The following is a 24,591-nucleotide window of genomic DNA, read 5'->3' on the forward strand; positions in this document are numbered from 1 at the left end:
AGAGTTTGTATTTACCCGCAGCTGTGGGGGATCAGGCTGCTGGGCGATGTAGGGATGAGATCCGTTCACCTTGATTCCCCACGAAATGATGTGCCTTCATCGAAGGCCTAGATTCTCCACTCCAGGCTTTGGGATGCCGCGTGGACGACACTTCATGAAACATTTTTTCCAGGTCGGAGATGTAAGCATCGAAGTCATAACGCTCAGAAACGAGCTGGAGGCCATTTTGACCGAGCTGGCGGGCTTTTGCTTTGTTTTGGAGGAGATCATCCATGCGGGCGGCGAAGGAGTCGCGATCCATCCAGGGCACGAGGTGGCCGTTGTAGCCGTCGATGAGCCAGTCTTTGATGCCGCCCGCATCAAAGGCGACGACGGGCAATGCGTAGCGCATGACCTCAAGTCCAATAGTGGCGATGGGCTCCGGCCAGACGCTGCTGAGTGCCACGACGCTGCACTCACGGTAGTAAGCCTTCAGTTCCTCCTGGGGGATGAAGCCTTTGAAGTGAACACGATCCGCGAGGCCGAGTTTGCGGCTGAGATCCTCACAGTAGGCCTTGTGATTGCCGTCACCGAGGATGATGCACTCAAACTTGCTCTTCACTTTGGCGAGGGACTCCAGGAGCACATCCACACCTTTGCCACGGATGATCTGGCCAGCGTAGAGGATCAAATTGCGATCACTGAAGTTGCTGCGGAGTGTGGGATCACCCATTCGCGGTACGGGAGCATGAATCTCGATCCGTTTGGCGTCGAAGCCATTATTCAGCAGCTCATCCCGCATGTATTCGGTGACGACGACCATGCGGTCAAAGCGGCGATTCAGAGCGATCTCGCGCTTCTTTTCGCGGTAACTCACATATTTGAGCGGGAAGCCGCCTCCATTGTTTTTTACCACACAGGCACCACAGCCGATGGCGCAGTAGAGACTGGCTGCGCGGGTGCAGATCTTCCGCGTGAAGTAGTCATACTTATAACTACGCATGCAGTAGATGTCGTGGTCATGTACCATGCGGATGAGTGGCACCCCGCTCTCCACAAGTGCCTGAATGACCCTCAAATCGGCCATTTTATGCACATAGACGGCATCCGGTTTGAAAGCAGCGAGCGCGGAACGAGTGCGGGCAGCGGTATCTCCTTCTAGGGCGAAGAGTCGTGTGAAAACCTGCTTCCAGCCTTCTTCATTCTTTCCCGTGCTAGGACCGTGGAGGAGGGCGATGTCGTGACCACGCTGGCTGAGCTGCTCGGCGGTGATGTAGGCATTCGCTTCTGCCCCGGCGAGGGCTCCGAAGCGTTCGTGGACATAGAGGAGTTTCATGAGGCGGTGAAGCTCATGCACTTCTCAAGAGGTGAAATCCCCACAGGTGGGTGGAGAGCTAGATCGGCGCGATCACAAGGAGACGAAACTCTGTGGGGCTGGGAAAGATGGGCTCTCCCCCCATCCCCCCCACAAATGGGGGGGAGGACTTGGGGGTGGCGATGAAGCATCTTGAAGGACGAACCCACTCCCTATGCTCTCCTTCTTCTCTGCCAGCACACGTATGGTCAATTCTCGGAACGCGATCTCCGAGTGTCTCGAATCCGCACTCGGCGCGGAGAAGTCCTGTGATCTCGTCATGCTTAGTGCCTCGATCGGCCATGATTACCAGGCATTGATCGACCAAGTGCGCGAGCTAGCGCCTGGAGCACGCGTCGTGGGTGCTTCTTGCTGCGGGATTGTAGGCAAAGAAGGTGTGAGCGAGTCGATGAAGGACGTGGCGCTGATGGCGGTGCGCGGAAAAGAGTTCGCCGTGGCGCATGTAGATGACATCCATGGGCGGAACGCCTTTCAAAAGGCAGCGGAGCTGGCGCAGCAGCTCAAGTCGCAGCAGCCAGGCATCAATATGATTCATTTCCTCGCCTCAGGGATCGACATCGCGAATGACCAAGCCATCGCGGGCATCGAATCGGTCTTCGGGCCAGAGGTGACGATCTTTGGAGCCACATCCTCAGACAACATGCGTGGTGTGGTGAGTTATCAGATGGTGGATGGCACGGTGTATGAGCACGCGGCATGGGCGGTGGGCTTTGCGGACCCGACTTTGAGCGTTGAGACACAGGCCACGCATGGTTTTATGGCAGTGGGCGAGCCGATGACGGTAACGAAGGCGGATGGGACGCGAATCATCGAGCTGAATGGCAAGCCAGCCTGGCAGGAATACACCGCACGCCTCGATCTGGATGCCGCGACGGCTAGCTGTGGCGACTCGATCCCCGTCGGGGCGCTAGCAGAGCAATTACCTGCTGATCAAGCCGCTGAGTATGGCAATCCGCACATCCTACGCGTGGTGACGAAGCGCGATGCGGATGGCGCGATGCATTACGCGACGGAAATCCGCGAAGGTACCAAGCTGTGGCTCACTGTGCGTGATGAGGAGCGAATCTTTGCCGACATGGACCGCATGATGACGCAGATGAACGAGCGTGCCGGTGGCCAGAAGCCTGTGGCGGTCTTTCATGCCGATTGTTTGGCCCGTGGACGCTATCTTTTTAATCGTGTGATGAAGGAAGAGCTGGTGAGTCGCATGCAGTTCCCGCTGAGCACGGATGGCATCGTGCCACCGTGGCTGGGAATGTATGGTTTTGGCGAGTTTGCCCGCCTCGGTGGAGCAAATACCTACCACAACTACACCACGGCGATCTACGCGATCTACCGCCGCTGAGAAGAATAGCCGTCATGCTCACTGCACCCCACACTGGAGAAAGACTGCCGTACGAAGAGCTGCTGGAGCGCTACGAGGCGCTACAACTCCGTGTGACGCGGTTTTCCACGGTGGAGCAGCGGTTGGTGGATGCGCAGTATCAGCTCGATGAGGAATTGGGCCGCTTCGCCCGGATTCATGCTTTTGCTTCAAAAGCCATCCATGTGCGCAGTGATCAGGACTTTGCCGACATGGTGGCAGAGGCGGTGTTGGATGTGTTTGAGCAGGAATTCAGTCTTTTTTGGCCTATTGATGAGAGTGGGCAGATGATGGTGGACCCGATGGCAGTTCAGGGACTGAAAGCGTCACCACCAGAACTCACAGACCTGACGGTGTGGATCGAGGATCGGTTACAGCATATGACGTCGCAGACAAAAGTGGTGCCGAAGGAGCTGCTGGAGCGTTTGCCATCTAGTTTTGACTTTGCCCATCTGGTGATTGGTTTCTGTCAGGATCAAACTGGTAAACGCATCGCTGTGGTGATCACGGGTATCAGCCGAGAGAAGGCAGATTTTCACACGCCGCTGATGTTGGAGCGCATCCAGTCGTTTCAAGTCTTTGTGCAGAAGGTTTCGAGTCTCTCGATGAATCGCCGTAATAATGCGATCATAGCAAGGCAGATGCTGCACATCCAGCAATCGGAAGAGCGGCTGAAGTTAGCCATTGAAGGCAGCAACACGGGTTTCTGGGACTGGGATCTACTCACTGGGCAGGTGGTATTCTCTCCCCTGTGGAAGTCTATGCTGGGGTATGCGGATGATGAGATCGGGACTGCACCGGAGGAATGGGAGTCTCGCATGCACCCGGAGGACCGTGAGCGAAGCATGGAGCGTGTAGAGAGGCATCTGCACGGCGAGACGCCGGTTTTTGATAATCTGGCCCGCATGAGGCATAAAGATGGCCACTTTGTATGGATCATGGCCCGCGGTCGTGCGCTGCGTGATACACAGGGCACGGTGTATCGTTTTGTGGGCACACACTTTGATATGACGCAGCAAAAAGCGCTGGAGCAGCGCCTGCGTGAGGCTGAGGACCTGCAACGCATTGCTCGTGAGCAGGCAGAGGCCGCTAGCCGTGCGAAAAGCATCTTTGTGGCGAGCATGAGCCATGAAATCCGCACGCCGATGAATGGTGTGCTCGGGATGCTACAGCTTCTTCACGATACACCACTTTCGGAGTCGCAAACGGAGCTGGTGGTCAATGCTGAAAAGTCCGCCACGGCGCTGCTGGATGTCATCGGAGACATTCTGGACCTTTCGAAGGTAGAGGCTGGCAAGATCGACCTCGAATCCCAGCCTTTCCAGCCAGCGGCCTTGTTTGAAGAGGTGAGCACACTGATGAAAGTGCGCTCTGAGGCCAAAGACCTTCAACTAAGGCTCAGTCTGCCTACAGCAATGCCGGCATGGGTCAAAGGTGATCCTGGAAGGCTACGGCAGATCCTGATCAACCTCATCGGCAATGCGATCAAATTCACCGATCAAGGCAGTGTGACGGTGGAGGTGGAAACAAGCCCCGTAATAGGCCCCCAAGCACTGGTAAACCTAGAGGTGACTGTGCGTGACACGGGCATCGGATTCTCTGAAGGATTCATCGAGCATCTGTTCCAGCCATTCAGCCAACATGATGGCTCCACGAAGCGCCGCCACGATGGCACGGGACTCGGGCTGGCGATCTCTCGCTCGCTCATCGAGCTGATGGGCGGCCGTATCGCGGCGAAGAGCCGTCCAGGCGAAGGCTCAGAATTCCGCATCACGCTGTGTCTGCCGGTGACAGAGGCTCCGCAAGATTACACAAGAGAGAAGCCTGCCGCACCGGCGTCACTTCAGTTCGAAGGACGTGTGCTCGTGGTCGAAGATAATCCCATGGGGCAAACGGTCGCGAAGCTGATGCTGCAAAAATTTGGCTTCAGTGTCGATTTGGCCGCCAATGGCCAAGAAGGTGCCGCTTTGGCGCGGACGGGTGATTACCGATTTGTTTTGATGGATTGCCAAATGCCGGTGATGGACGGTTTTGAAGCCACCGCAGCTATTCGCGAAGCCGAATCCCATACTGGACATGCGTCTGTGCCGATCGTGGCGCTGACCGCGAATGTACAGCCATCTGATATCGAAAAGTGCCTGCAATGTGGCATGAATGACTTTCTCCCGAAACCGCTGCGCAAGGATGCGCTGGTGGCAAAGATGGTGAAGTGGGTGGTGTAGCCTGTCTTTGGCCCGCTTCGCCTTCCCACTGCCTGGAATGCGAAGATGTGACTCGGCCACTCCTAGGGAGTCGGGGGAGTGCGATCTCGATTTTCGAGAGCGGACTGCTCCAGGCGCTTTGTCTGGGCTCGCAAGGCTGGTGTGGCGGCGGCAAAGGTCTGCTTCACCTGGGCGATGAGGGCTGGCTGATCGGCACGATGGTTGTTTTCTGCGAGCTGTTCGAGCTCCCGGCAGAGCGTGTGGAGGTAAGTGAGGCCAAAAAGTGAGCTGCTGCCTTTCAAAGAGTGTGCGGTGCGGCGAAGGGCGGCCTGATCCTCGCTGGTGACGAGTTTTTCGAGCTCTAGGATGCGCTCGGGCGTATCTCTGAGCCAGTTTTCGATAAGCTCGATGGTATCTTCGATGCTGAGTTCATCGGCGAGCTGCTGGATGGAGTCCTGGGCGGTGGATGCGTCTTCGGCGGACCATGGCGTGGATTCGGCATCCTCCTTGGATTCGGTGAGCACTTGGATGCGATTCAGTGCTTCAGTAAGTGGCTTGGCTCGCAGCGGTTTAGAGACGTAGTCGTCCATGCCGGCCTCGATGCAGCACTCACGCTCGCCTGTCATGGCATTGGCGGTCATGGCGATGATGCGGCAGCGTGGCCGCTGCCACAGGGAGCTGGATTCGATCTCACGAATCGCACGCGTGGCCTCGTAGCCATCCATGCGGGGCATGTGGCAGTCCATGAGCACGCCGTCATAGACACCGCTGGCGAAGCGATCCACGGCCTCCTCCCCATCGCGGGCGACTTCAGCAGGGTAGCCGTGCTTTTCGAGCATCATCAGGGCCATGCGGGCATTTACTTCATTGTCTTCGACGACGAGCAGGCGTGGCCTGATGCCGCCAGCAGGTGCTACGGAGATTTTTTCAGTATTGAGGGCGATGTCTTCTGCCAGAGGTAGTTCTGGCGTGAGCGCGATGCGCATCGGCAGCCGCATCCAGAAGCGTGATCCTGCATGGCGCTGGCTTTCGACACCGATCTGGCCGCCCATGAGCTCGACGAGGCGCTTGCAGATGGCGAGACCAAGGCCCGTGCCGCCAAAGCGACGCGTGCTGGAACTGTCCACCTGTGTAAAGGCCTGAAATAGCTGTGCTTGCTGCTCTGGGGTCATGCCGATGCCTGTATCGGTGACGCTGATCTCGAGATTGACTGAAGCTGTGTGGGGCGAGCCAAGTCGTTTCACCCCGATGCGGATTTGTCCCTCATCGGTGAATTTGATGCCGTTGCCCACGAGGTTCATCAATATCTGGCGCAGACGGCCAGGGTCGCCGATGAGCGAAGGTGGCACATCGGGTGCGATGTCCACGAGGAGGGCGATTTCACGCGCGGCGGCCTTATGGTGTAGCAGATCGACGACTCCGCGAATGACGGATTCGAGTCGGAAGGGCTCCTCGATCAAGTCGAGCTTGCGGGCCTCGATTTTCGAGAAATCGAGGATGTCCTCGATGATGGTCATGAGGGCATCACCACTGTGCCGTACGGCTTCGACCATTTCACGCTGCTTGGGCTCCAAATCCGTATCGAGCAGCAGTGATGACATGCCGATGATGCCATTCATCGGGGTGCGGATTTCATGACTCATGGTGGCCAGGAAGTCGCTCTTGGCTCGGCTGGCACTTTCTGCAGCTTCTTTGGCCTGGAGGAGCTCTTCAGCGGCTCGTTTTTGCTCGGTGATGTCTGACCCGATGCCCAGATAGCCCGAGATCTGGCCGCGTTCATCGAACAAGGTGGTGACGGAGAGCCGCACGGGAAACTGGTGCCCATCTTTGCACACATAGGTCCATTCACGTTCGTCGATTTCTCCGATGGTCGATTTGGCGATGAAGGTCTCGAATCCTGGCTTTATTTCGCGTCCCAGTTCGGCGCTGAGCTCGCTGGCGCGAGCGATGACTTCCTCTGGTAGATGAATGATGGCGGGAGTTTGCTTGCCGATCATTTCTTCAGCGGAGTAGCCGAGTTTTTGCTCTGCGGTGCGGTTGAAGGTCACGATCGTGCCATCCGGAGATGTCGAGATGATGGTGTAGTTCGCGCTTTCGAGGATGGCTTTTTGCAGCATATTGGTCTGCCAAAGCTGGTTCTCTGCGGATTTGCGTTCGATAAACTGGCCCATCTGATTGCCCACGCCTGCGAGGGCCTGTAGCAGAGCTTCATCTGGATCTGTGAGCTTGGTGCTGAATAATTCGATGACGCCGATGGTTTCCCCGCGTGAGACGATAGGGAAGGCTAAGGCTCCATGTAGCTCACAGGCTGCCGCCGTGGTAGCACGGGGAAAAAGCTCTGGTTGGGAGGCAAAGTCACGGAACCACTGGCTCCGCCCCGTTTTCCAGACCATGCCCGGCAATCCTAATCCTGGGGAGAAGGAGATGGCGCGGTTCATGGCTACAAACGGAGAGAGGTCATGCTCAGGATCATGCCATAGCTCTGCGAGGCGTAGCTCTTTCAGACTTGGGTCCAGCATCCACATACCACCAGTGGTCCAGCCGAGGTTGATGCAGATCATTTGGATGACTTTCGCAGCGGCCTGGCGCATGGTCTCTGCGCCTGCAAGGATGCTGCTGGTGGAGAACTGGAGAGCGCGGTGCTGGTCATCGCTCTTGCGCTGCGTGACATCGCTCTCGATGGCCATGAAATTGGTGACCTCACCTGCCTCATTGCGGATGGACTGCACTTCGAGGGCTGTCCAATATTTGCCTCCCGTGCGGTGGTAGTTCAGTACCTCCGTGCGGAAGCTTTTTTGCTCACGCAGGCACTGGCGCATGTAGGCGATGGTGCGTGGATCTGTGTCCTCACCTTGAAGGAAGGAGCCCGGGGTGCGGCCGATGACCTCCTCCATCTGCCAGCCTGTCATGCGGGTAAATCCCTCATTCACCCACTCAATGCGGCCAATGGCATCCGTGACCACGACGGCATTGTCCGTGCGTGCGGCGACGAGTGCGAGCTTGCTCGATTTTGCCTCTTGATCACGAAGCTGAGCTCGCTGCTCGGTGAGGCGTTTATTGAGCTTTTGGAGGTCGTCTGCGGCCATGCGCTGAGTTTGCAGCACCTGGAGCAGATCCATCGTTTGATCATGCACCGCAAAATCGCTCATCGTGAGATTGTAGCTTTCCACCTCATCTGGCTCTGTGAGCCATGGTGAGCCCAGCATGACGCCACGCGGTGGATCGTTCAGCAGGAGCAACTGGCCACGTAGCACGCGGTGGTTTAGGCGGTCCTCCAGTAGGAAAAGGCGATTATTGTGGGCGGATGCAAGTGCGTGGCAGAACTCGCCTACTGGCCGCTTTAAAGAGAAAACTTCGTTCAATCTCGCACCTGGAAGGGCCTGCGGGCAGAACTTGGGCAGTGACGGACCGACCTCCAGGATCACATCCTGATCATCCCACACGAAATAGAATGGGAACGCACGGAGAAACTCCCGCGTGGGCAGGCTGCTGATGACGCTGGAGCTGTCGGTCTGGAGATTCATGTGGCAGCGGCTGTCCAAGAAACCTCAAACACATCATGATCAGCCCCGTCGGACTTCGCGGCGAGCACTTTGGCAGTAGCAGGGGTGGAATAGAGCTTCCCCAGGCCCTGAACCAGTCCCACGACAAAGTCTGTGAGCCCAGAGCGATGCGTAAAGTAATGCAAATGCATCGAGTTTTCGCCGATGTCCGAGCACTCGAAGCGTGGTGGTTGGAGCTTGGGATAGATCATCTGCACACGAGTGTGGAAGTTTGGCAGATTGATGAGGAATTCCTTCAGCGAGGCACCGCCTGCACGCATCATGGAGCCATAGCTGTCAGAGGCTGTTTTTAGCACCCAGTGCTCACCAAAGGCGATCAGGATGGCGCTTGCGGGAGAACCCAGGACCTCAGACGCCGCACTGACGAGGTCATACGTCATGTCATCTGGGTAGGGCTCATTGCTCACAAAGACATCCACATCGACGCCCGCCTTCTTTTTGATCAGCTCCCATTTGTCCTCCCCAAAATGGGTGACGACGAGTTCTTCGATGGCTTTATTGACGAGTCCGTACATGGGCGAGGGTTGAGGGAGTTGGAAGGCTTGATTGTGAACTTTTTTGAACCATGGCGCACCCCATTTTTCAGTCACCCCCCTCGGTTGAGGGGGGGATGGTGAGAAATGCGGACTTTTTCGACCATGGCTGGCGATGGCTCCGATACGCCATTTTCTCACTCGCCGCACTCCCCTCGCACATAAAAAATGACGGAGCCTGAACACGAAGTGGCAAAATGGGGTATCGGCACCCATTTCGCGTGTTGTCCTCGTTTCGGACTTGGAGTCTTTTGGTTGCATTCGGGCTGCAAATGACCAGAACAAAGGCAGTCCATTTCATTTCTTCCCCATTTCCCTCTGATTCTCGATGAGCACGCGCACCACGATCATCCTCTTCCTGCTCGTCGCCACACTCGGCGCGGTCATTCTAGGCATAGAGCGGTATTTCCCATCTGCACAGCAGCTGCGGGAGATGCGCCGCGGGCCTGCACGCTTTGCGATCGACCAAGTAGCGCAGATTGAGATCACGGACTCTACTGGCGGGGTGATCCGCCTTTCGCTCAAAGATGGTGCGTGGCAGCTCTTGAAGCCGGTAGAGGATCTGGCCGATCCAGAGCGTGTGGCTGCCCTGCTGAAGGCGCTGGACTCGATCGAGTGGGTGGAGCGGGTGGAGAGGGCGGAGTTTGATGACAATGAATGGGCAAAGACGGGGCTCGATAAGCCCCGGCATAAAATCCGCGTGCTCGGTAAAGCGGGGCAGTCGCTCTATGAGTGCTGGTTTGGCTCCCTGGCAGCGATCGAGGGCAGCTCCTACATTCACCTGCCGGGTGCCGAGGGCGGGGCTACATCTTATGTGGCGCGGGGAGTCGCCGCTCGTCTGCTGGATGTGCCACAGACGGCATGGCGGGATGCACGGCTCCTACGTGCGAAGGCAGAGCGAGTCACTGGTATCACGCTGACCAAGGCAGATGGCCAGATCCAGCTTTTCCGGGAGAATGAAAATATGCCCTGGGTGCTGCTGAAGCCCATCCGCACCCGCGCCAGCAAGGACCGCGTCAATGAGCTGCTCTCCATCCTGCTAAATATCGAGATCATCGAGGCAAAAGATGCGACCACGGCCAATGTGAAGTCAGCCGCCGCAGTGCCTACGCCAGCTGATGCTGCGCTCGCTATCCCAGCGGATGAAATCCGCGCTCGCCTGATCCTCGGTGGAGATGAAAAGAACACGCTGGAAGTGATGCTCAAAAAACCGGCTGATCCGACCACCGTGAGTGTCCCCGCGACGGCGCAGCACCGGAAGCCTGCCTTTACCGTGGCGGCCAAGAATATCGCCGCACTGTGGCTGGACCCGAATATCCTGCGGGATCGCCTACTCGCCCAAATCAATGCGGAGGCCTGTCTTGGTATGACGATCACGAGTACAGCCTTTCCAGAGGTGCGGCTCACTCAGACGTCTGGCACTTGGTATCTGGATCGGCATGGGAAAAAAGAGCCCGCCAACGGTGAAAAAGTGGCCCGCATGATCGAGGCGCTCAATTCCCATGAGATTATGAATTACGCCGCTGATGCAGCTACGGATCTGAAGCCCTATGGGCTGGATAAGCCCTTTCAGACACTTTCTTGGAGCTATCAGGGCTTTAAGCCCATCAAGCTCCAGCTCGGCAGTAATGAGGCTAGTACACAATTTTATGCCAAGTATGAGGATGAGCCTTTTGTTTACCGCATCGACCCCAATTTGCTGCCGACGCTCTCGCCGGATAGCATCAAGTGGAAGGGGCTAGGAGCACTGCGCTTCAGCACCTTTGCCGTACGGCGCATCACCGTCTCACTGGGAGCTGCGCCGCCGCTGATTCTCACACACAATCCCGAAACAGCTGTCTGGAAGGCCTCTCAGGCGGGCAAAGACATGACGGAGCAGCTCGACCGCCTGAAGGTGGACAAATTCGCCAGTGATCTCTCTAAGTTCACGGTGCAGGACTGGTCCGCGAGCCGCAGTGATGCCTTGCAAGCCCTCAAGGTGCCTTATTTGCGCATCCAGATCCTGATCAGCGAGGAGGCGGGCAAAAACGAAGGCCCCGCCCGCGAGGTGAATCTGGTTTTCTCCCCCACACAGCCGAATGTGGATACGGCATTCCTTTTCGGTCAGATCGAGGGTGATCCCGATGTATTCTACATCAGCCGCAGCTCACTTTTGAAGGTCATTCGCAGTCCCTTCAAGGACAAGCCGGGTGGCAAGTGATGCGGCACAAGGATATGACTCCATGACTGCTGCCCCCATCGAAATCCTCGCTTCCAGCCTATTTGCGCTCGCGGTGGTGCATACTTTTTCGGTGAAGCGATTTGCGAAGTGGGCCCACCGCTTTCCCAAAGGCTCGATTCAGGAGAATGTGCTGCATTTTTTGGCCGAGACTGAGGTGGTTTTTGGCCTGTGGGCGGCGGCTTTGTTTGCAGGTATCGCTGTGCTGAAGGGGAGCGTGAATGAGGCCGTGCATCACATCGAGAGCCTGAATTTCACGGAGCCAAAGTTCGTGCTGGTCGTGATGGTGGTCGCGGCAACACGGCCCGTCGTGCGGCTGGCAGAGGTGCTGATTGCCATGATCGCGAGGTTGATCCCTTTGCGTGAGAGTATGGCCTTTTTTGTGGCGGCGCTGTCCTTTGGCTCCCTGCTGGGCTCATTCATCACCGAGCCTGCGGCGATGACGCTACTGGCCATCCTTTTGAAGCGCCGCTACTTTGACCGTGGCATCAGTAGCCGGCTGGCCTATGCCACGCTGGGGCTGCTGTTTGTGAATGTGTCCATCGGGGGCACGCTGACGCATTTCGCTGCGCCGCCTGTGCTGATGGTGGCATCGAAATGGCAGTGGGATATGGCCTTCATGTTCACCACCTTCGGCTGGAAGGCTGCTGCGAGCTGTGTGGTCTCCACGGGACTCATCGCCTGGGCCTTCCGCCGGGAAATCCTAGCACTGGAGGTGCAGAAGCAGGCCAGTGAGCGCATCCCAGTCTGGCTCACGGTGCTGCATGTGCTCTTCCTCGCGGCCATCGTCTTTTTTGCCCATCACCCGGATGTGTTCTTTGGGGTGTTCATGCTCTTTTTAGGTCTCGTCACAGCGACGCGTGAGTATCAGGACGGGCTGAAGCTGAAGGAGGGGCTGCTTGTCGGGTTCTTCCTCGCGGGACTGGTCACGCTGGGCTCATTGCAGTCCTGGTGGCTGAAACCGCTCATCGCTGGGCTAGATGGCCCCACGCTCTACTTCGGTGCCACAGGACTCACTGCCTTGACCGATAACGCTGCGCTCACCTACCTGGGCAGCTTGGTGGAGGGGATCACGTCGGATTTAAAATACGCCCTCGTCGCAGGTGCCGTCACGGGCGGTGGACTCACGGTGATCGCGAATGCGCCGAATCCCGCTGGCGTGGGCATATTGCAGACGAGTGAGGCCTTTCGCGGTGAAGGCATCAGTCCACTGGGGCTCTTCCTCGGAGCACTACTGCCCACCGCGGTCGCGGTTGTGTTCTTCTGGCTGGTTGGGTGAGCGGGGAAGGTTCTGCGCCGTAGGATTGCCGCAATGACGGGCACCACAGCAGCGTCACTTTTTCTTACCACTACGGATGAATTCCTCGCGGGTGACGAAGCCGTCTTTGTCCGCGTCGAGCTTCACAAAGCGGGCTTTTGCCTCTGCCTTGTCGCCACCTTGGCCAGCGAGGTATTCAGCCTCGGTGAGTTGTGGCTTTCCTGGATAGAGGCGGTCGTAGCGCTTGTCGCGGGGTTCGTTCGGGTCGTAGCTTTTGGATGGGCCTTTGCTGCCATTCACGACCTTTGCGGTCTTGCCACTCTTGGGGGGCTGGGCATCGCTACCCACGGGTGGGAGGTGTTTTTTCAATGCGGCGATCACTTCGGCGTGCTCAGGCTTGGTGGCGAGGTTCACCGTCTCGCTGGGGTCGTTTTGCTCATCGTAGAGCTCGATGAAGCCGATATCTGCCGCATTGCGCTTCCGCCAAAAAGTGCCGCGCCAGCGCTCTGTGCGTATGCTGTAGCCCATCAGGCTGCCGCCGTGGTCTTTGGATGATCTTGGATACACGCTGATGGCGGGTTTCTGCATCGGCGCATCGGGGTTTTCGAGATAGGGCTTCAAGCTCATGCCAGCGAGGCCCTGTGGCACACTCAGGCCACACACATCGGCCAAAGTGGGATAGACATCGACGAACTCCACCGGAGCGGCGCAATGTTTGCCCGCAATGCTGCTTTTTGGCAGTGCGATGAGTAGCGGTGCACGCGTGGCGAGCTCGAAATTCGTGTGCTTGTGCCACAAGCCGTGATCGCCTAGCTGCCAGCCGTGGTCGCCCCAAAGCACGACGATGGTGTTTTCCACCAGACCTTCCTTTTCCAATGCATCGAGCACCAGACCGATCTGTGCATCGGTAAAGCTCACGCAGGCGTTGTAGCCGTGGCGTAGGGTCTTGGCGAAATCAGCCGGGATGGGATTCTCCTTCGGTGTGCCGGGATAGGCATGCAGCTCGCCATTGGTGTGTCCGACGAAGTCGGGCGTGCCCTCAGGATACGTTTCGATGTTGGGGCCGGGGATCGACTCTGGATCGTGCATGTCCCAATACTTCTTCGGTGCGACAAAGGGCAAATGAGGCTTCACAAAGCCCACGCCGAGGAAAAAGGGCTTTCCGGCGGTTTTCAGAGCCATGAGGCGCTTCACTGCCTCCCGTGCCACAGCTCCGTCTGGCAGTTGCGCATCGCTTTTGGGGCTCACCTCGTAAGCAGGGCCTTTTTTGGCGTTTTTCCCGCTTTTGCGCTGTGGTGCATCGGAGATCGGATTGGCAAACTCACTCGCTACACCTTCAAACCTCGTTACGGTGTGCTTGGTCCAGTCTTTTTCATCGACGCTGACCATCTCGCCGCTGGGGAACCAGCGCGGCTCCGACCAGGACGGACCGTCTTCAAAGCCGTGGTGCTCGATCTTGCCGAGAGCGGCAGTGTGGTAGCCATTTGAGCGAAAGTGCTGCGGCAGAGTCACGCAATCCGGCGCGGCATCGCGGAAGTGCGTTTCGAGATCCCACACCTTCGTCGTATCTGGTCGTAGGCCCGTGAGGATGGCCGTGCGTGAAGGGCTGCACACCGCCTGCGCACAGTAGGCCCGATCAAAGACGATGCCGCGAGCCGCGAGGCGGTCGATGTTTGGCGTCTTCGCGTGCTTCACACCGTAGCAGCCGATATCTGGCCGTAGATCATCTACAGCGATGAAGAGGACATTCATCGGCTGAGCCGCAAAAGCGGACAGCATAGGAAAAAGTGCGGTGAGAAGGAAAGAGTAGCGGCGCATGGCAGTGGGCAGGGAGAACAGTCGGATGGGCCGGTTATTTCCTGATTTTCTTCTCAGCCGTCGCGAAGAGCCGGGAAACTCTAGTCTTGACCAGCGGCCCTAAAATTCGGTATCCTCAGAAAATTGCTGAAAATCAGGCATTAAGCGCCGCTTCGGCAATTTCTACTTCAACCTCCCGATCCTGTTATGCGAACGCCCTACGCACGCATCTTCCCGTTTGCCGTTTTTTCGCTTCTATATGGTGCTTCCCTAGCGCCAGCGGCAACGGATCAATTTAGCACTGGTCCGAACCAGGGCACCCCAGACGGACTCTGCGATGTGTGGCAGATGGTGTATAATGGTTGGGGGATCACCACCGCAGGCGATGAAGATAATGATGGCTGCTCGAATGTGCTGGAGTCCATCATGGGCACAGATCCACGTAGGGCAGGGGATTGCCTCAAAGTGGGCAACACCGTGGTCTCAGCGGGCAATGTGGTCTTCACTTTCGATGCGGAGAAGGGCAAAAAATACCGGGCACTGTGTGCGGACTTGCCCAATGCCGCGCCGGGTGACTGGCAACCCGTCGCAGGTAGCGATAAAGTGCCCACCAGCGATAACCCGAACGAAACCATCGTGGTGAGTAAGCCGCCGGGCTCGAAGAAGTTTTACCGGCTCGAGGTCACGGACCAAGATCTGGACGCAGATGGCCTCTCTGACTGGGCGGAAGCTCGACTGGGCAGTGATCCGAGCATGGTGACTAGCCCGACGAACGCCTCTGGTGGTGTGGCGTCTGATGCGGAGACGCTAGCCTCACTGATGTCGCTGGTGATGCTGCCTGGAGTGACGGATGCTTTCGAAAAGGAAGGTACAGCAGCCACCGTGCGTGTGCAGCGCTCCGTTGGCACGATGCCACTGACCATTCAGCTCAATGGGCTGCCCGGTGCGACCCTGCCCACAAAGGCGAGCGCGGAGTCTGGTGAATTTTTCTTCCAGAACATGGCCGGTGTGACGGTGACGAGTGTGACGCTGCCAGCCGATGCTGGCGTGGCGGAGCCCTACGAAATCGCCAAGGTCAAAGCTGTGGTGGATACGACGGAGGAGGTGCCCGAGGCACTCAAAGTATGCGTGGCACTGCCTGGTGCCGCAGGTGCGAGCGGTGGCGCAGGGACGACTGTGTCCATCTGTGATGCCAATCCGACCGATCCTGCCAATCGACAGCTCTACGTGGCCTTTCTGGGCCGTGAGGCAGGTGTAGCATCCACCGCTAGTGGTTATGCGACAGCGCTGGTCGATGGGGCAAATAACACGGCCTCCATCTCGGTCGTCTTTAACAATCTATCCTCGGATCAAAACACCGCCTACATCCGCATTGGCCCCGACTTAGAGGTGCAGGTGCTGCCGATCGGTCAGGTGAGCGGCGCAGGGTGGAATATCCGTGCCGCGCAGACTCAGGTGACAGACCAGCGCATGCTCGATGCACTCGCGGATGGCGAGCTCTATGTGGCCATCACGACGGTGAATTTTCCCGATAAGGAGCTCTGGGGCTATTTCAATAAAGCTGCTGGATCGGTGCTGTTCGATCCGAGTAACGCCAACTTAGCCGCTCCGGCGCTGGGCAGCTCCCTGTGGCAAAATCCGACCGGAGATGCCCTGGAGCGAGATATTTGGCGCTTCATGAACCAAGCGACGATGGGCGGCACCACAGCTCTTTATGCAGAAATCCGTGCAGAGGTGGATGCCGCCATCGCAGGAGGTGGTAGCTACATCCAGGGGCTCTCGAACTGGCTCGATAAGCAGATGGACCCAGCGCAGACGCCTTCGCTGAACTATCAAAAGCTGGTCATGGCGGCGGATATGGAAGAATTCGCCCTGCGTGGGAACAAACCGATCACCTATAGCAACGACCCGCAGCAAAATGGCGGCACGATCGGTGTCACCTACGTCAATGGCATGCCCGTGGCGAACACCGGCAGCCCGAACACGAACGATCCCGGCAACAACCACCCAAACAACAATGGCAACTCTCCCAATCGCCGCCGCGAGTGGTGGACGATGGTGCTGCAAAGCCAGGACCATCTGCGCCAGCGTGTAGCCCAGGCCCTGAGTGAGATTTGCGTCATCTCGGAGCGTGATGCTGGAGTGATGACTTGGCACTACGGTGCGGCAAATTGGTGGGACATGCTCGCCGGGGGAGCTTTCGGCAAATACCGCGATCTGCTGCAAAATGTGACGCTCAGTCCGATGATGGGCATCTACCTCACGAGCATGGCGAATCGTGCCACTTATGTGTCCGGTGGCATCACCATCAGCCCAGATGAGAACTACGCCCGCGAGATCATGCAGCTCTTCTCCATCGGTCTGGTGCTGCGCCATCCAGACGGCAGCCTCATCCTCAGGCTCTGAGGGGTTACCGATCTCCACCTATGATAACAATGACATCACAGAGCTGGCTCGCATCTTCACCGGCTTCTCCCACGGCGCACGCAATGGCCTGGTGCGTGCAGGCATATACAGCGGCACGGGTGGTGTGACCACGACGGATCAGCGCATCTCACCCACCTCCTATGCCAATGGTACGACGAACAATGTGTGGTTCGGCCGCCAGGATGGGCATATCTATTGGCAGACTCCCTGGACGACACCGATGGCAGTGATCGGTCGCCAGAGCACCACGGTGTATCATGACTTCAATGCGAAGACGCTTTTCAATGGCAAGCACCAGCAAACATACTTCACTGGGCAGACGGTAAATAACATCGCCCCCTTCACGCCTGCCACAGATGCGGAGACACACGCACTGGCCCTAGCAGAGGTGATCAAAGCGCATGATGCACTCGCTGGCCGCGCCTCGGCATCGACTTACCCAGATTACAATACGGACCCGAATCCTGCCAACCCTGGACACACCAATACACCGATCAATATCTCACGCTGGCTGATTCAGCGCCTCGTGACCTCGAATCCCTCCGCTGGATACATCTATCGAGTGCAAAAAGCCTACCGCGACACAAATGGCACTCTCGGAGCCGTCGTGAAGGCCATTTTGCTCGATTATGAGGCCCGCAGCCTCCAGCTCGCAGATACTGCTGTGTCACATGGGAAGCTCAAAGAGCCGCTCATTCACTTCGCGCACATTTTGCGCCAGTTCCGCGCCTACTCGGGTGCCCCTGTGAATTTGCTGAAGGATATGCAGACCGGTTTTTCGGAGACGGATGCTCCGATGGGCCAGTATCCAGCATCTGAGCTGGCGAAATTCGGCTCCTACAACCTCTCACCTCCCGCAAAGCCCGCTGCATGGCCGGATGGGCCATTCCGCTTCCGTATCGACAGCTTGCGCAGTAATCTCGGTCAATCGCCGCTGGATGCGCCGACGGTGTTTAACTGGTTTTATCCAGATTTCACCGTTCCGGGCAAACTGGCCCAAGCAGGCCTCTTCGCGCCAGAAATGCAGACAGCCACGGAGGCTGCCGAGGTCTCCAAGATCAATCATTTGTATAACTACACCTGGATGACTCTCGGACCGATGAGCAGCACGCCAGGCGTGAGCGGGGCCGATTTCATCTTCCGCAACGGATGGGCCACTCCTGCGGCGCGGCTCTCGATCAATGGAGGCACCTCGTTCCTGGGTTATCCAGCCACGTTCGTGCTGGACTCTACGAATTGGAACACGGGCGTCAAAGTCACGATGGTAGGCGTGAATAACCAGCAAATCAGCCGGATGGCCTACAGCGGACTGCGTTTTGCCGTCAGTGGATCTGCGGCAGGTTACAATGGCATCGCCACACCCGCTAGCCCGCTCACCTTCATCGAAAATGAGGCGAAAAACGAGATGCTCGTCGTCTCGGAGTCCAGCTCCAGCACTTGGGTGCATGAAGATGGTGTTACTGACAGCGTCAGCATCCGCCTTTCAGCTCCGCTGCCACCTGGAGCGAGCGTGGACGTATCCTTCGCCAGTGCGAATGGGGAGATTCTCATCACGCCAGCGACTTTGACCTTCACGGATGCGAATTGGGCCACGAATCAGTCCATTACCGTCGCCGCGATCAACGATTCCGAATTGGAAAATATCGGCGCTGGCAATGACCGTATCCTCATCACGACCAGCAGCACCACCTCTGCTAACTATCACGACCTCGTCACGGCCGACGTGTCGGTCAATGTGAATGATAATGATGGCGGAATCGGCATCGTGATCGCGGAGAGCGCAGGCTTTACCGATGTGGCCGAGACGGGGAACACCGTCGCAGGGCAGGCGGGCGTCGATAGCTACACCATTGCACTCACGGCAGCTCCTACGGCCAATGTCACCGTCACCGTGACTGGCAACGGCGTGCAGGTGAATCAAACTGGCACCAGCACCACCTTTGGCACGGCTTACACACGCACCTTCACCCCCACGCTCGATCAGGCGGTGTCTGGCAGCACCAGCGGCTGGAATGTGCCGCAGACTGTCCTCGTGCGTGGCAACAACGACACCACCAGCGAAGGTCCGCACTGGGGCCGCGTGGTGCACACCATCACCACTGCTGGGGGCTACTCCGCAGGCTTGTCCATACCGATGGTCACCACTCACATCGCCGATGATGATGATTACGTCATCCTGCGCCACACAGGCGGGGAAACTCGCGTGATGGAGGGCGGAGAAGTCACTGATACCATCACCGTGCGTCTGCGCAGCAATCCCACCGCGCCTGTCAGCGTCACGCTGAGCTCTCCGCAGCTCACGGTGAGTCCTTCCACACTCGTTTTTGTCCCCACCGGCAGCAGTGGCACGCTCTGGAGCTCTGAGCAGACCGTCAGCGTCACCGCGAACGACGATTATGTGAATGAGGGCATCCAGCGCGGTTTTGTCTCCGATGCGCCGCCGGTGCCTGCGACCGCGACGGCTGCGATTTCTGGCTTCGCCGTGACAGGAGTGAATATCACGCATCCAGGTCATGGCTACGTCGGCACCCCATCGGTGACTTTTAGTGCTCCTGCGACTGCAATCACCGCTACGGCCACCGCCGTGCTCAATGGCAGTGGCGCGGTCTCCTCGGTCAGTGTCACGAATATCGGTGCGGGTTACACGGCGGTGCCAAACGTCACTTTCAGTGCCCCCACAGCGGGCGTTACTGCCACAGGCTTGGTCGCACTGACTGCGGATGGCAAAATTCAGTCAATTTCCATCACCGAGCCAGGCTCCGGCTACACGTCAGCACCTAGCATCACCATCGCCGCGCCCGTCGCAAGAGTAACCGCAGTGGGTCATGCGCAAATGAGCGCCGATGGCAAGGTGGAGGGCGTCGTCATCGCCAATCCTGGACTGGGCTACACCACGGCACCTAGCGTTTCCATCACCGCTCCGGTGCTGCCACCAGTGGTCATCAATGCTTTCACTCAAAGCACGGGGAATAACAATGGCGTCGCAGCTCCCGTGCTGCCCGTCACTGTCCTCGATAATGATGATTCACGCCTCATCGTGACAGAGAGTGGAGGTAGCACCATCGTCAATGAAGATGGCACCAGCGATACTTACACCCTCGCCTTGGGGCGTAGGCCAGATGTGGGCAGCACGACCACCGTCACGCTTAGTCCCAGCACCACCGGCATCCAGGTCGCTCCCGCAGGTCCTTTCACCTTCAATGACACGAACTGGAATACGCCTGTCGCCATCACCGTCACCACCACCAATGATTCCACGGCTGAACCCAGTGGGACCGCCACCATCACACATAACATTGCCAGCACCGATGCTACCTATGACCGCGTGAATACGCCAGTCGTCGTCGTTACGGTCAATGACAACGATCCTGCACTCGCTGTCACTCAGAGCAATATCTTCACTCAGGTCAAAGAAGGCGGCTCCAGCGGCACAGGCGGCACACCGAGTCTCAGTGACACCTTCACTGTGGGCATGAATGGACGAAATCCCGCTAGCGGCACCACCGTGACCGTCACGCTCGTGCCGAATGGGCAAGTCACAGTCTCACCTAGCGTGCTCACCTTCACTAGCGCGGCCACTGCTGCGCAGACCGTCACCGTCACGGCCGTCGATGATGATGGGACCACTCCTGAATCGACGGTGCACACAGGTGTCATCGGATTCAATGTCGCCAGCACCGATAGTTACTTCAATGGTGCCTTTGTCCCGCCAGTACTCGTCCAAGTCACCGACAATGACGCTGCGGGCATCAGCATCGTGGAAAGCAGTGGCACTACCTCCACCACGGAGGGTAGCTCTACCACCGATAGCTTCACCGTGGTGCTGACCAAGGCTCCTTTGTCCGGCAATGTCGATATCGACATCAATGGCGGCACTCAGTCACGCCTCAGCAAGACATCCAGTGTCGGCTCCGGCACAACCACCACGCTGAACTTCACCGCCGCGAACTGGAGCGTCCCACAGACAGTCTGGACTTTGCCAGTCGATGATACGGCTGCCGAGCTGCGTCACCTCAGCCCCATTTCACTCACCGTGAATGCCTCAAGCAGCTCCGAATACGCCTCACTCGCTCCGCTGGCCGTCACCCACATCATCGCAGACAACGATAACAGCTCCGTGGCCAATGTGGTGCGTCTGACAGAGAGCAGCGGCTTCACTTCTGTCACAGAAAGCTCTACTACAGACACCTTTACCGTCGTCCTCAGTCAGCAGCCTACGGCCAATGTCGTCCTCAGCTTCGTTGGTGATAGCCAGGTAGCCGTCACGCCATCCACACTCACCTTCGTCCCAGGGGCCAGCGGTGCAGGCACCTACAATGTGGCCCAGACGATCACCGTCCGCGCCATCGACGACAGTGTCATCGAGCCCGCCATCCTGCATTGGGGCCAAATCACGGCCACCGCAGCCAGCGCAGACCCATTCTTCGATGGAAAAACCATCACGCCGCTCATGAGCAGCATCTATGACAATGACGGCCCACGCCTGCAAATCATCCAAAGTGACGGCAGCACGCTCACCAATGAAAATGGCGTCACAGACACCTATGCGCTCCGTTTGAGCCACCAGCCCAGCTCAGACGTCACCCTCACTGCGACGGCGAATTCACAGCTCAGTCTTTCCAGCAGCGTATTGACCTTCACCACGGAAAACTGGGCCACACCCCAGACGATCACCATCACCGCGGTCAATGACACCGACGTCGAGGCCATCACCCACAGCGGCCTCATTACGCACTCACTTAGCAGCGCAGATCCCTTCTATCAGAATCTCTCCGCGCCCACTCTGACCGTCCCAGTATGGGATAATGACACTCCCAGCATTGATGTCACACCTGTCGGCGGCACCGACACCGTGATCACCGAGGGCGGCGCTAGTGATGCCGTCCTCGTGAAGCTCAACACGCAGCCCGCTCCGGGCACCAGCGTCACCATCACGCTCTATCCGCCGGCCTACTTCATCCCACCGCCGCAGATCGGGAAAACCAGTGGTTACTTCGTCAACGACCTCGGAAGCAGCAATCAGCGTGATAACATCGTCATCGACTACACCGAGAGCATCCTCAAATACCGTGAGGTTTTCTACGCGACGCTCACCTCGCTCTACGCACCTTCCCCCGTCCCCACCACGCTCGCCACCGCACCTAGCGCGGCAGATGCGATCAAGCTCCAAAAGTCACACTGGGCTGCGAGTAAAGCTGTCGTCGATCAAATGGACCTCTGGTTCAATGGCGGCAGCTTAAAGGCCAAATTCGCCACCCTCATCGAGCCTCACGCCGCCGCTCCCAGCCCGCTACCGTCCGTCAATGCCCGACAGGCCGTCATTGAGGCCATTTACGCTCACAGTGGTGGCACAGATCTGCCCGCCACCAAGCGCTACGCAGCCCCTGGCACCTACAACATCAAAGCCCCACCCACAGACACCTTCAACACCGACATCCGCGACCGTGTCCGCTGGTGTGGCTACCTCATGACCGTGGGGGCACCGGGGCTGATCTCACATTGATCCTATGTAATCCTGATTTTTGATTCCTGAATCCTGATTCACTCTACCATGACGAAAGATCAGCTTAGAAAGAGAACCAAAGAGTTTGCGCTGCGAGCGATCAAACTCGTCGATGCACTACCTCGAAAGCCTTCTGGTGATGTTTTGGGTAAACAGCTTCTCCGCAGTGCCACCTCCGTCGGTGCAAACTACCGCAGCGCCTGCCGTGGACGCTCCGAGGCCGAATTCGTCGCCAAACTCGGTATCGTGATCGAGGAGGCTGATGAAGCCGAATACTGGATGGAGCTCATCAGCGATGGAGGACTCATGAAAGCCTCTCGCGTGGCTCCTCTTCAAAAAGAAGCCTCAGAACTCGTCGCCATTTTCACCGCCTCTGTCAGAACCACCCGCCGCAAAACCTCCAAACGCTGAATCCCAGAATCGAATCAGGAATCAGGAATCAAAAATCAGGAATCCCCATGAACATCTTCCTCCGCAAAACCGAAGACCGCTCGAAGCCCAACCGCCGCGACTTCCTCCTTCAAAGCGGCTGCTCTGCGCTTGGGCTCACCACCATGGTCAATACCATCGCCCAGATGAAGCTCGTCGGCTCCGCCGCAGCTCAGTCCGCGGGTGATGATTACAAGGCACTCGTCTGTGTCTTCCTCAATGGCGGCTGCGACTCCAACAACATCCTCATTCCCGCCGGAGCCACCTCCGCCGCCCGTGCGAACTACTCTGCTGCCCGCGGTGTCATCGGCATCCCAGACACCCAGTTTGATTACACCCCAGCTGCGAACAACGGCTACTTCGACGGCACCACCAATAACAACACCTCCGCCGTCACCACCCGCATTTCCCCGCTCAATGGCAGCGGCACCGGCAGTCAATACGACCCAGTCAGCCGCAGCAACTATACCCAAAATGAAATGGCACTCCATCCCGGTGCCTATCCGCTCAAAGGCCTCTTCGACAGCCAAGATCTCGCCTTCATCGCCAATATCGGCACCCTCGTCGGTACTCAGTACATTACCCGAGCGAACTTCAACACTCTCCCAGCCTCCACCAAGCCGCCCCAGCTCTTCTCCCACTCCGATCAGCAGGTGCAGTGGCAGTCCTCTCTCCCTGACAAGCCCTTCGCTCAGGGGTGGGGCGGGCGTATCGCCGAAATCGTCGGCGGTATGAACAATGGCGACCTCGGCGTCAGCGTCTCCATCGCTGGGGCGAATAGCTTCCAAATTGGCGTCACCGAGCAGCCCTACTTCATGAACACCAGCGGTGCTGTCACCGCCCTCAGCGGCTTCTCAGGCGGCTCACCATCCACCTCATATGGCGGTGCCCTGCGTAACTCTGCCCTCAATCCCCATTACCCCCGCACCGCCCTCCCCACGGGCAAATACGATCCACTCGCCGGCATCTCCGGCCTCACAGCAGGCGATCCACTCAGTGCCACCAATTACCAAAACACTGCCGCAGGCTGGAGACTCCGCGCTTTGGAGCAAATCCTCGCCGCCTCGCACGAAAGCCTCTTTGATGAAACGTACGTCGGAGTCCCCCAGAGTGCCCGCAATGCCGAAGGACTCGTCGGCAATGCCCTCGCACAGACCGCCGCGCCTAATCCCACTCTCGATCAGCATTGGGTGAATTGGTTCCCCGGCGGCTTCGCACAGACTGACCTCAGCAATCAGCTCAAAGTCGTCGCCCGCATGATCGCTGGCCGCACCGTCCTCAACAACAAGCGCCAAATCTTCTTCGTTCAGATCGGTGGCTGGGACACCCACGTCTCGCAGATCCCAAACCCCACCGCCCAAAACCAAGGCTACTACAACCTCATCAACAACCTCTCCCGCTCCATCCGCGCCTTTGCCGACTGCATGAAGGCCATCGGCATGTGGGACAAAGTCATGATGTTCACCGCCTCCGACTTCAACCGCACCTTTACCCCGAATAAGAGTGATGCCACGGGTGGCTCCGACCACGCCTGGGGTGGCACCAGCATCATCGCAGGCGGTGCGGTCCAAGGCGGCAGAATTTATGGCCAATTCCCCGATCTCACCGTGAATGGCGGTATTGACTGCACTGGCAATCGCGGGCGCTGGATTCCCAGTACCGCCGTCGATCAAAAAGCCGCCCTCATCGGCAAATGGTTCGGCCTCACCGATGCTCAAGTCGCTCAAGTCTTCCCTAACATCACCCGCTTCCAGCCCGATCTCAGCCCCGCCACCCTCAATGCGCGGAACATCAACATGATCGACTTCGGGGTGTAACGCTGAAAACGCTAGGCTCAGGCTCTCCGATAGGGTGCCGAGGGGTTGAATGATTAAGGTCTCTTAAATAAATCTGCCGTTTTAATGGCATAAAAATGCCAATTCAATCGACTCGATCCTTGACCGGA

Annotated in this window: 12 protein-coding genes; 8 read left to right on the top strand and 4 right to left on the bottom strand. The window is 57.9% G+C overall.

Going from position 1 to position 24,591, the window contains the following annotated elements; genetic code table 11:
• Nucleotides 1-31: 31 nt before the first annotated feature.
• Complete coding sequence (locus IPK32_09985) at nucleotides 32-1,315, bottom strand: glycosyltransferase family 4 protein (GenBank protein MBK8092280.1); 1,284 nt, start codon at nucleotides 1,313-1,315, stop codon at nucleotides 32-34.
• Between the two features lie 223 nt (nucleotides 1,316-1,538).
• On the opposite strand from IPK32_09985, the gene IPK32_09990 reads away from it, so the two are divergent.
• The gene (locus tag IPK32_09990; protein ID MBK8092281.1) at nucleotides 1,539-2,699 is read left to right on the top strand and encodes an FIST C-terminal domain-containing protein; all 1,161 of its coding nucleotides are present in this window, start codon (nucleotides 1,539-1,541) and stop codon (nucleotides 2,697-2,699) included.
• Nucleotides 2,700-2,713: 14 nt separating this feature from the next.
• Nucleotides 2,714-4,939 (top strand): response regulator, encoded by a 2,226-nt coding sequence (locus IPK32_09995; GenBank protein ID MBK8092282.1) that lies wholly within the window; start codon nucleotides 2,714-2,716, stop codon nucleotides 4,937-4,939.
• A gap of 62 nt (nucleotides 4,940-5,001) precedes the next feature.
• On the opposite strand, the gene IPK32_10000 is transcribed toward IPK32_09995, so the two are convergent.
• Complete coding sequence (locus tag IPK32_10000) at nucleotides 5,002-8,442, bottom strand: PAS domain S-box protein (GenBank protein ID MBK8092283.1); 3,441 nt, start codon at nucleotides 8,440-8,442, stop codon at nucleotides 5,002-5,004.
• The gene (locus IPK32_10005) at nucleotides 8,439-8,996 is read right to left on the bottom strand and encodes a heme NO-binding domain-containing protein (protein MBK8092284.1); all 558 of its coding nucleotides are present in this window, start codon (nucleotides 8,994-8,996) and stop codon (nucleotides 8,439-8,441) included. Before IPK32_10005 ends, IPK32_10000 begins: the two co-directional genes overlap by 4 nt.
• A 346-nt stretch (nucleotides 8,997-9,342) precedes the next feature.
• Between IPK32_10005 and IPK32_10010 the strand changes: the two genes are divergently transcribed.
• Nucleotides 9,343-11,214: a DUF4340 domain-containing protein gene (locus tag IPK32_10010; GenBank protein ID MBK8092285.1), complete on the top strand. Its 1,872-nt coding sequence runs from the start codon at nucleotides 9,343-9,345 to the stop codon at nucleotides 11,212-11,214.
• A 22-nt stretch (nucleotides 11,215-11,236) separates the two neighbouring features.
• Complete coding sequence (locus tag IPK32_10015) at nucleotides 11,237-12,511, top strand: putative Na+/H+ antiporter (protein MBK8092286.1); 1,275 nt, start codon at nucleotides 11,237-11,239, stop codon at nucleotides 12,509-12,511.
• Between the two features lie 54 nt (nucleotides 12,512-12,565).
• Here the strand turns inward: IPK32_10015 and IPK32_10020 are convergent, their stop codons facing one another.
• The gene (locus IPK32_10020; protein MBK8092287.1) at nucleotides 12,566-14,269 is read right to left on the bottom strand and encodes a sulfatase; all 1,704 of its coding nucleotides are present in this window, start codon (nucleotides 14,267-14,269) and stop codon (nucleotides 12,566-12,568) included.
• Nucleotides 14,270-14,494: 225 nt separating this feature from the next.
• Here IPK32_10020 and IPK32_10025 point away from each other — a divergent pair, with 225 nt between their 5' ends.
• The 4 genes from IPK32_10025 to IPK32_10040 are packed head-to-tail and all read left to right on the top strand — an operon-like array spanning nucleotide 14,495 to nucleotide 24,463.
• The gene (locus IPK32_10025) at nucleotides 14,495-16,693 is read left to right on the top strand and encodes a DUF1800 family protein (protein ID MBK8092288.1); all 2,199 of its coding nucleotides are present in this window, start codon (nucleotides 14,495-14,497) and stop codon (nucleotides 16,691-16,693) included.
• Nucleotides 16,605-22,217: a DUF1800 family protein gene (locus IPK32_10030; GenBank protein MBK8092289.1), complete on the top strand. Its 5,613-nt coding sequence runs from the start codon at nucleotides 16,605-16,607 to the stop codon at nucleotides 22,215-22,217. Before IPK32_10025 ends, IPK32_10030 begins: the two co-directional genes overlap by 89 nt.
• Before the next feature lie 48 nt (nucleotides 22,218-22,265).
• Nucleotides 22,266-22,628, top strand: a complete 363-nt coding sequence (locus IPK32_10035) for a four helix bundle protein (GenBank protein ID MBK8092290.1) — start codon at nucleotides 22,266-22,268, stop codon at nucleotides 22,626-22,628.
• Nucleotides 22,629-22,675: 47 nt separating this feature from the next.
• Complete coding sequence (locus IPK32_10040; protein ID MBK8092291.1) at nucleotides 22,676-24,463, top strand: DUF1501 domain-containing protein; 1,788 nt, start codon at nucleotides 22,676-22,678, stop codon at nucleotides 24,461-24,463.
• The last annotated feature ends 128 nt before the right edge of the window (nucleotides 24,464-24,591 follow it).

The sequence above is a fragment of the Verrucomicrobiaceae bacterium genome, assembly GCA_016713035.1.
Lineage (GTDB): Bacteria > Verrucomicrobiota > Verrucomicrobiia > Verrucomicrobiales > Verrucomicrobiaceae > Prosthecobacter.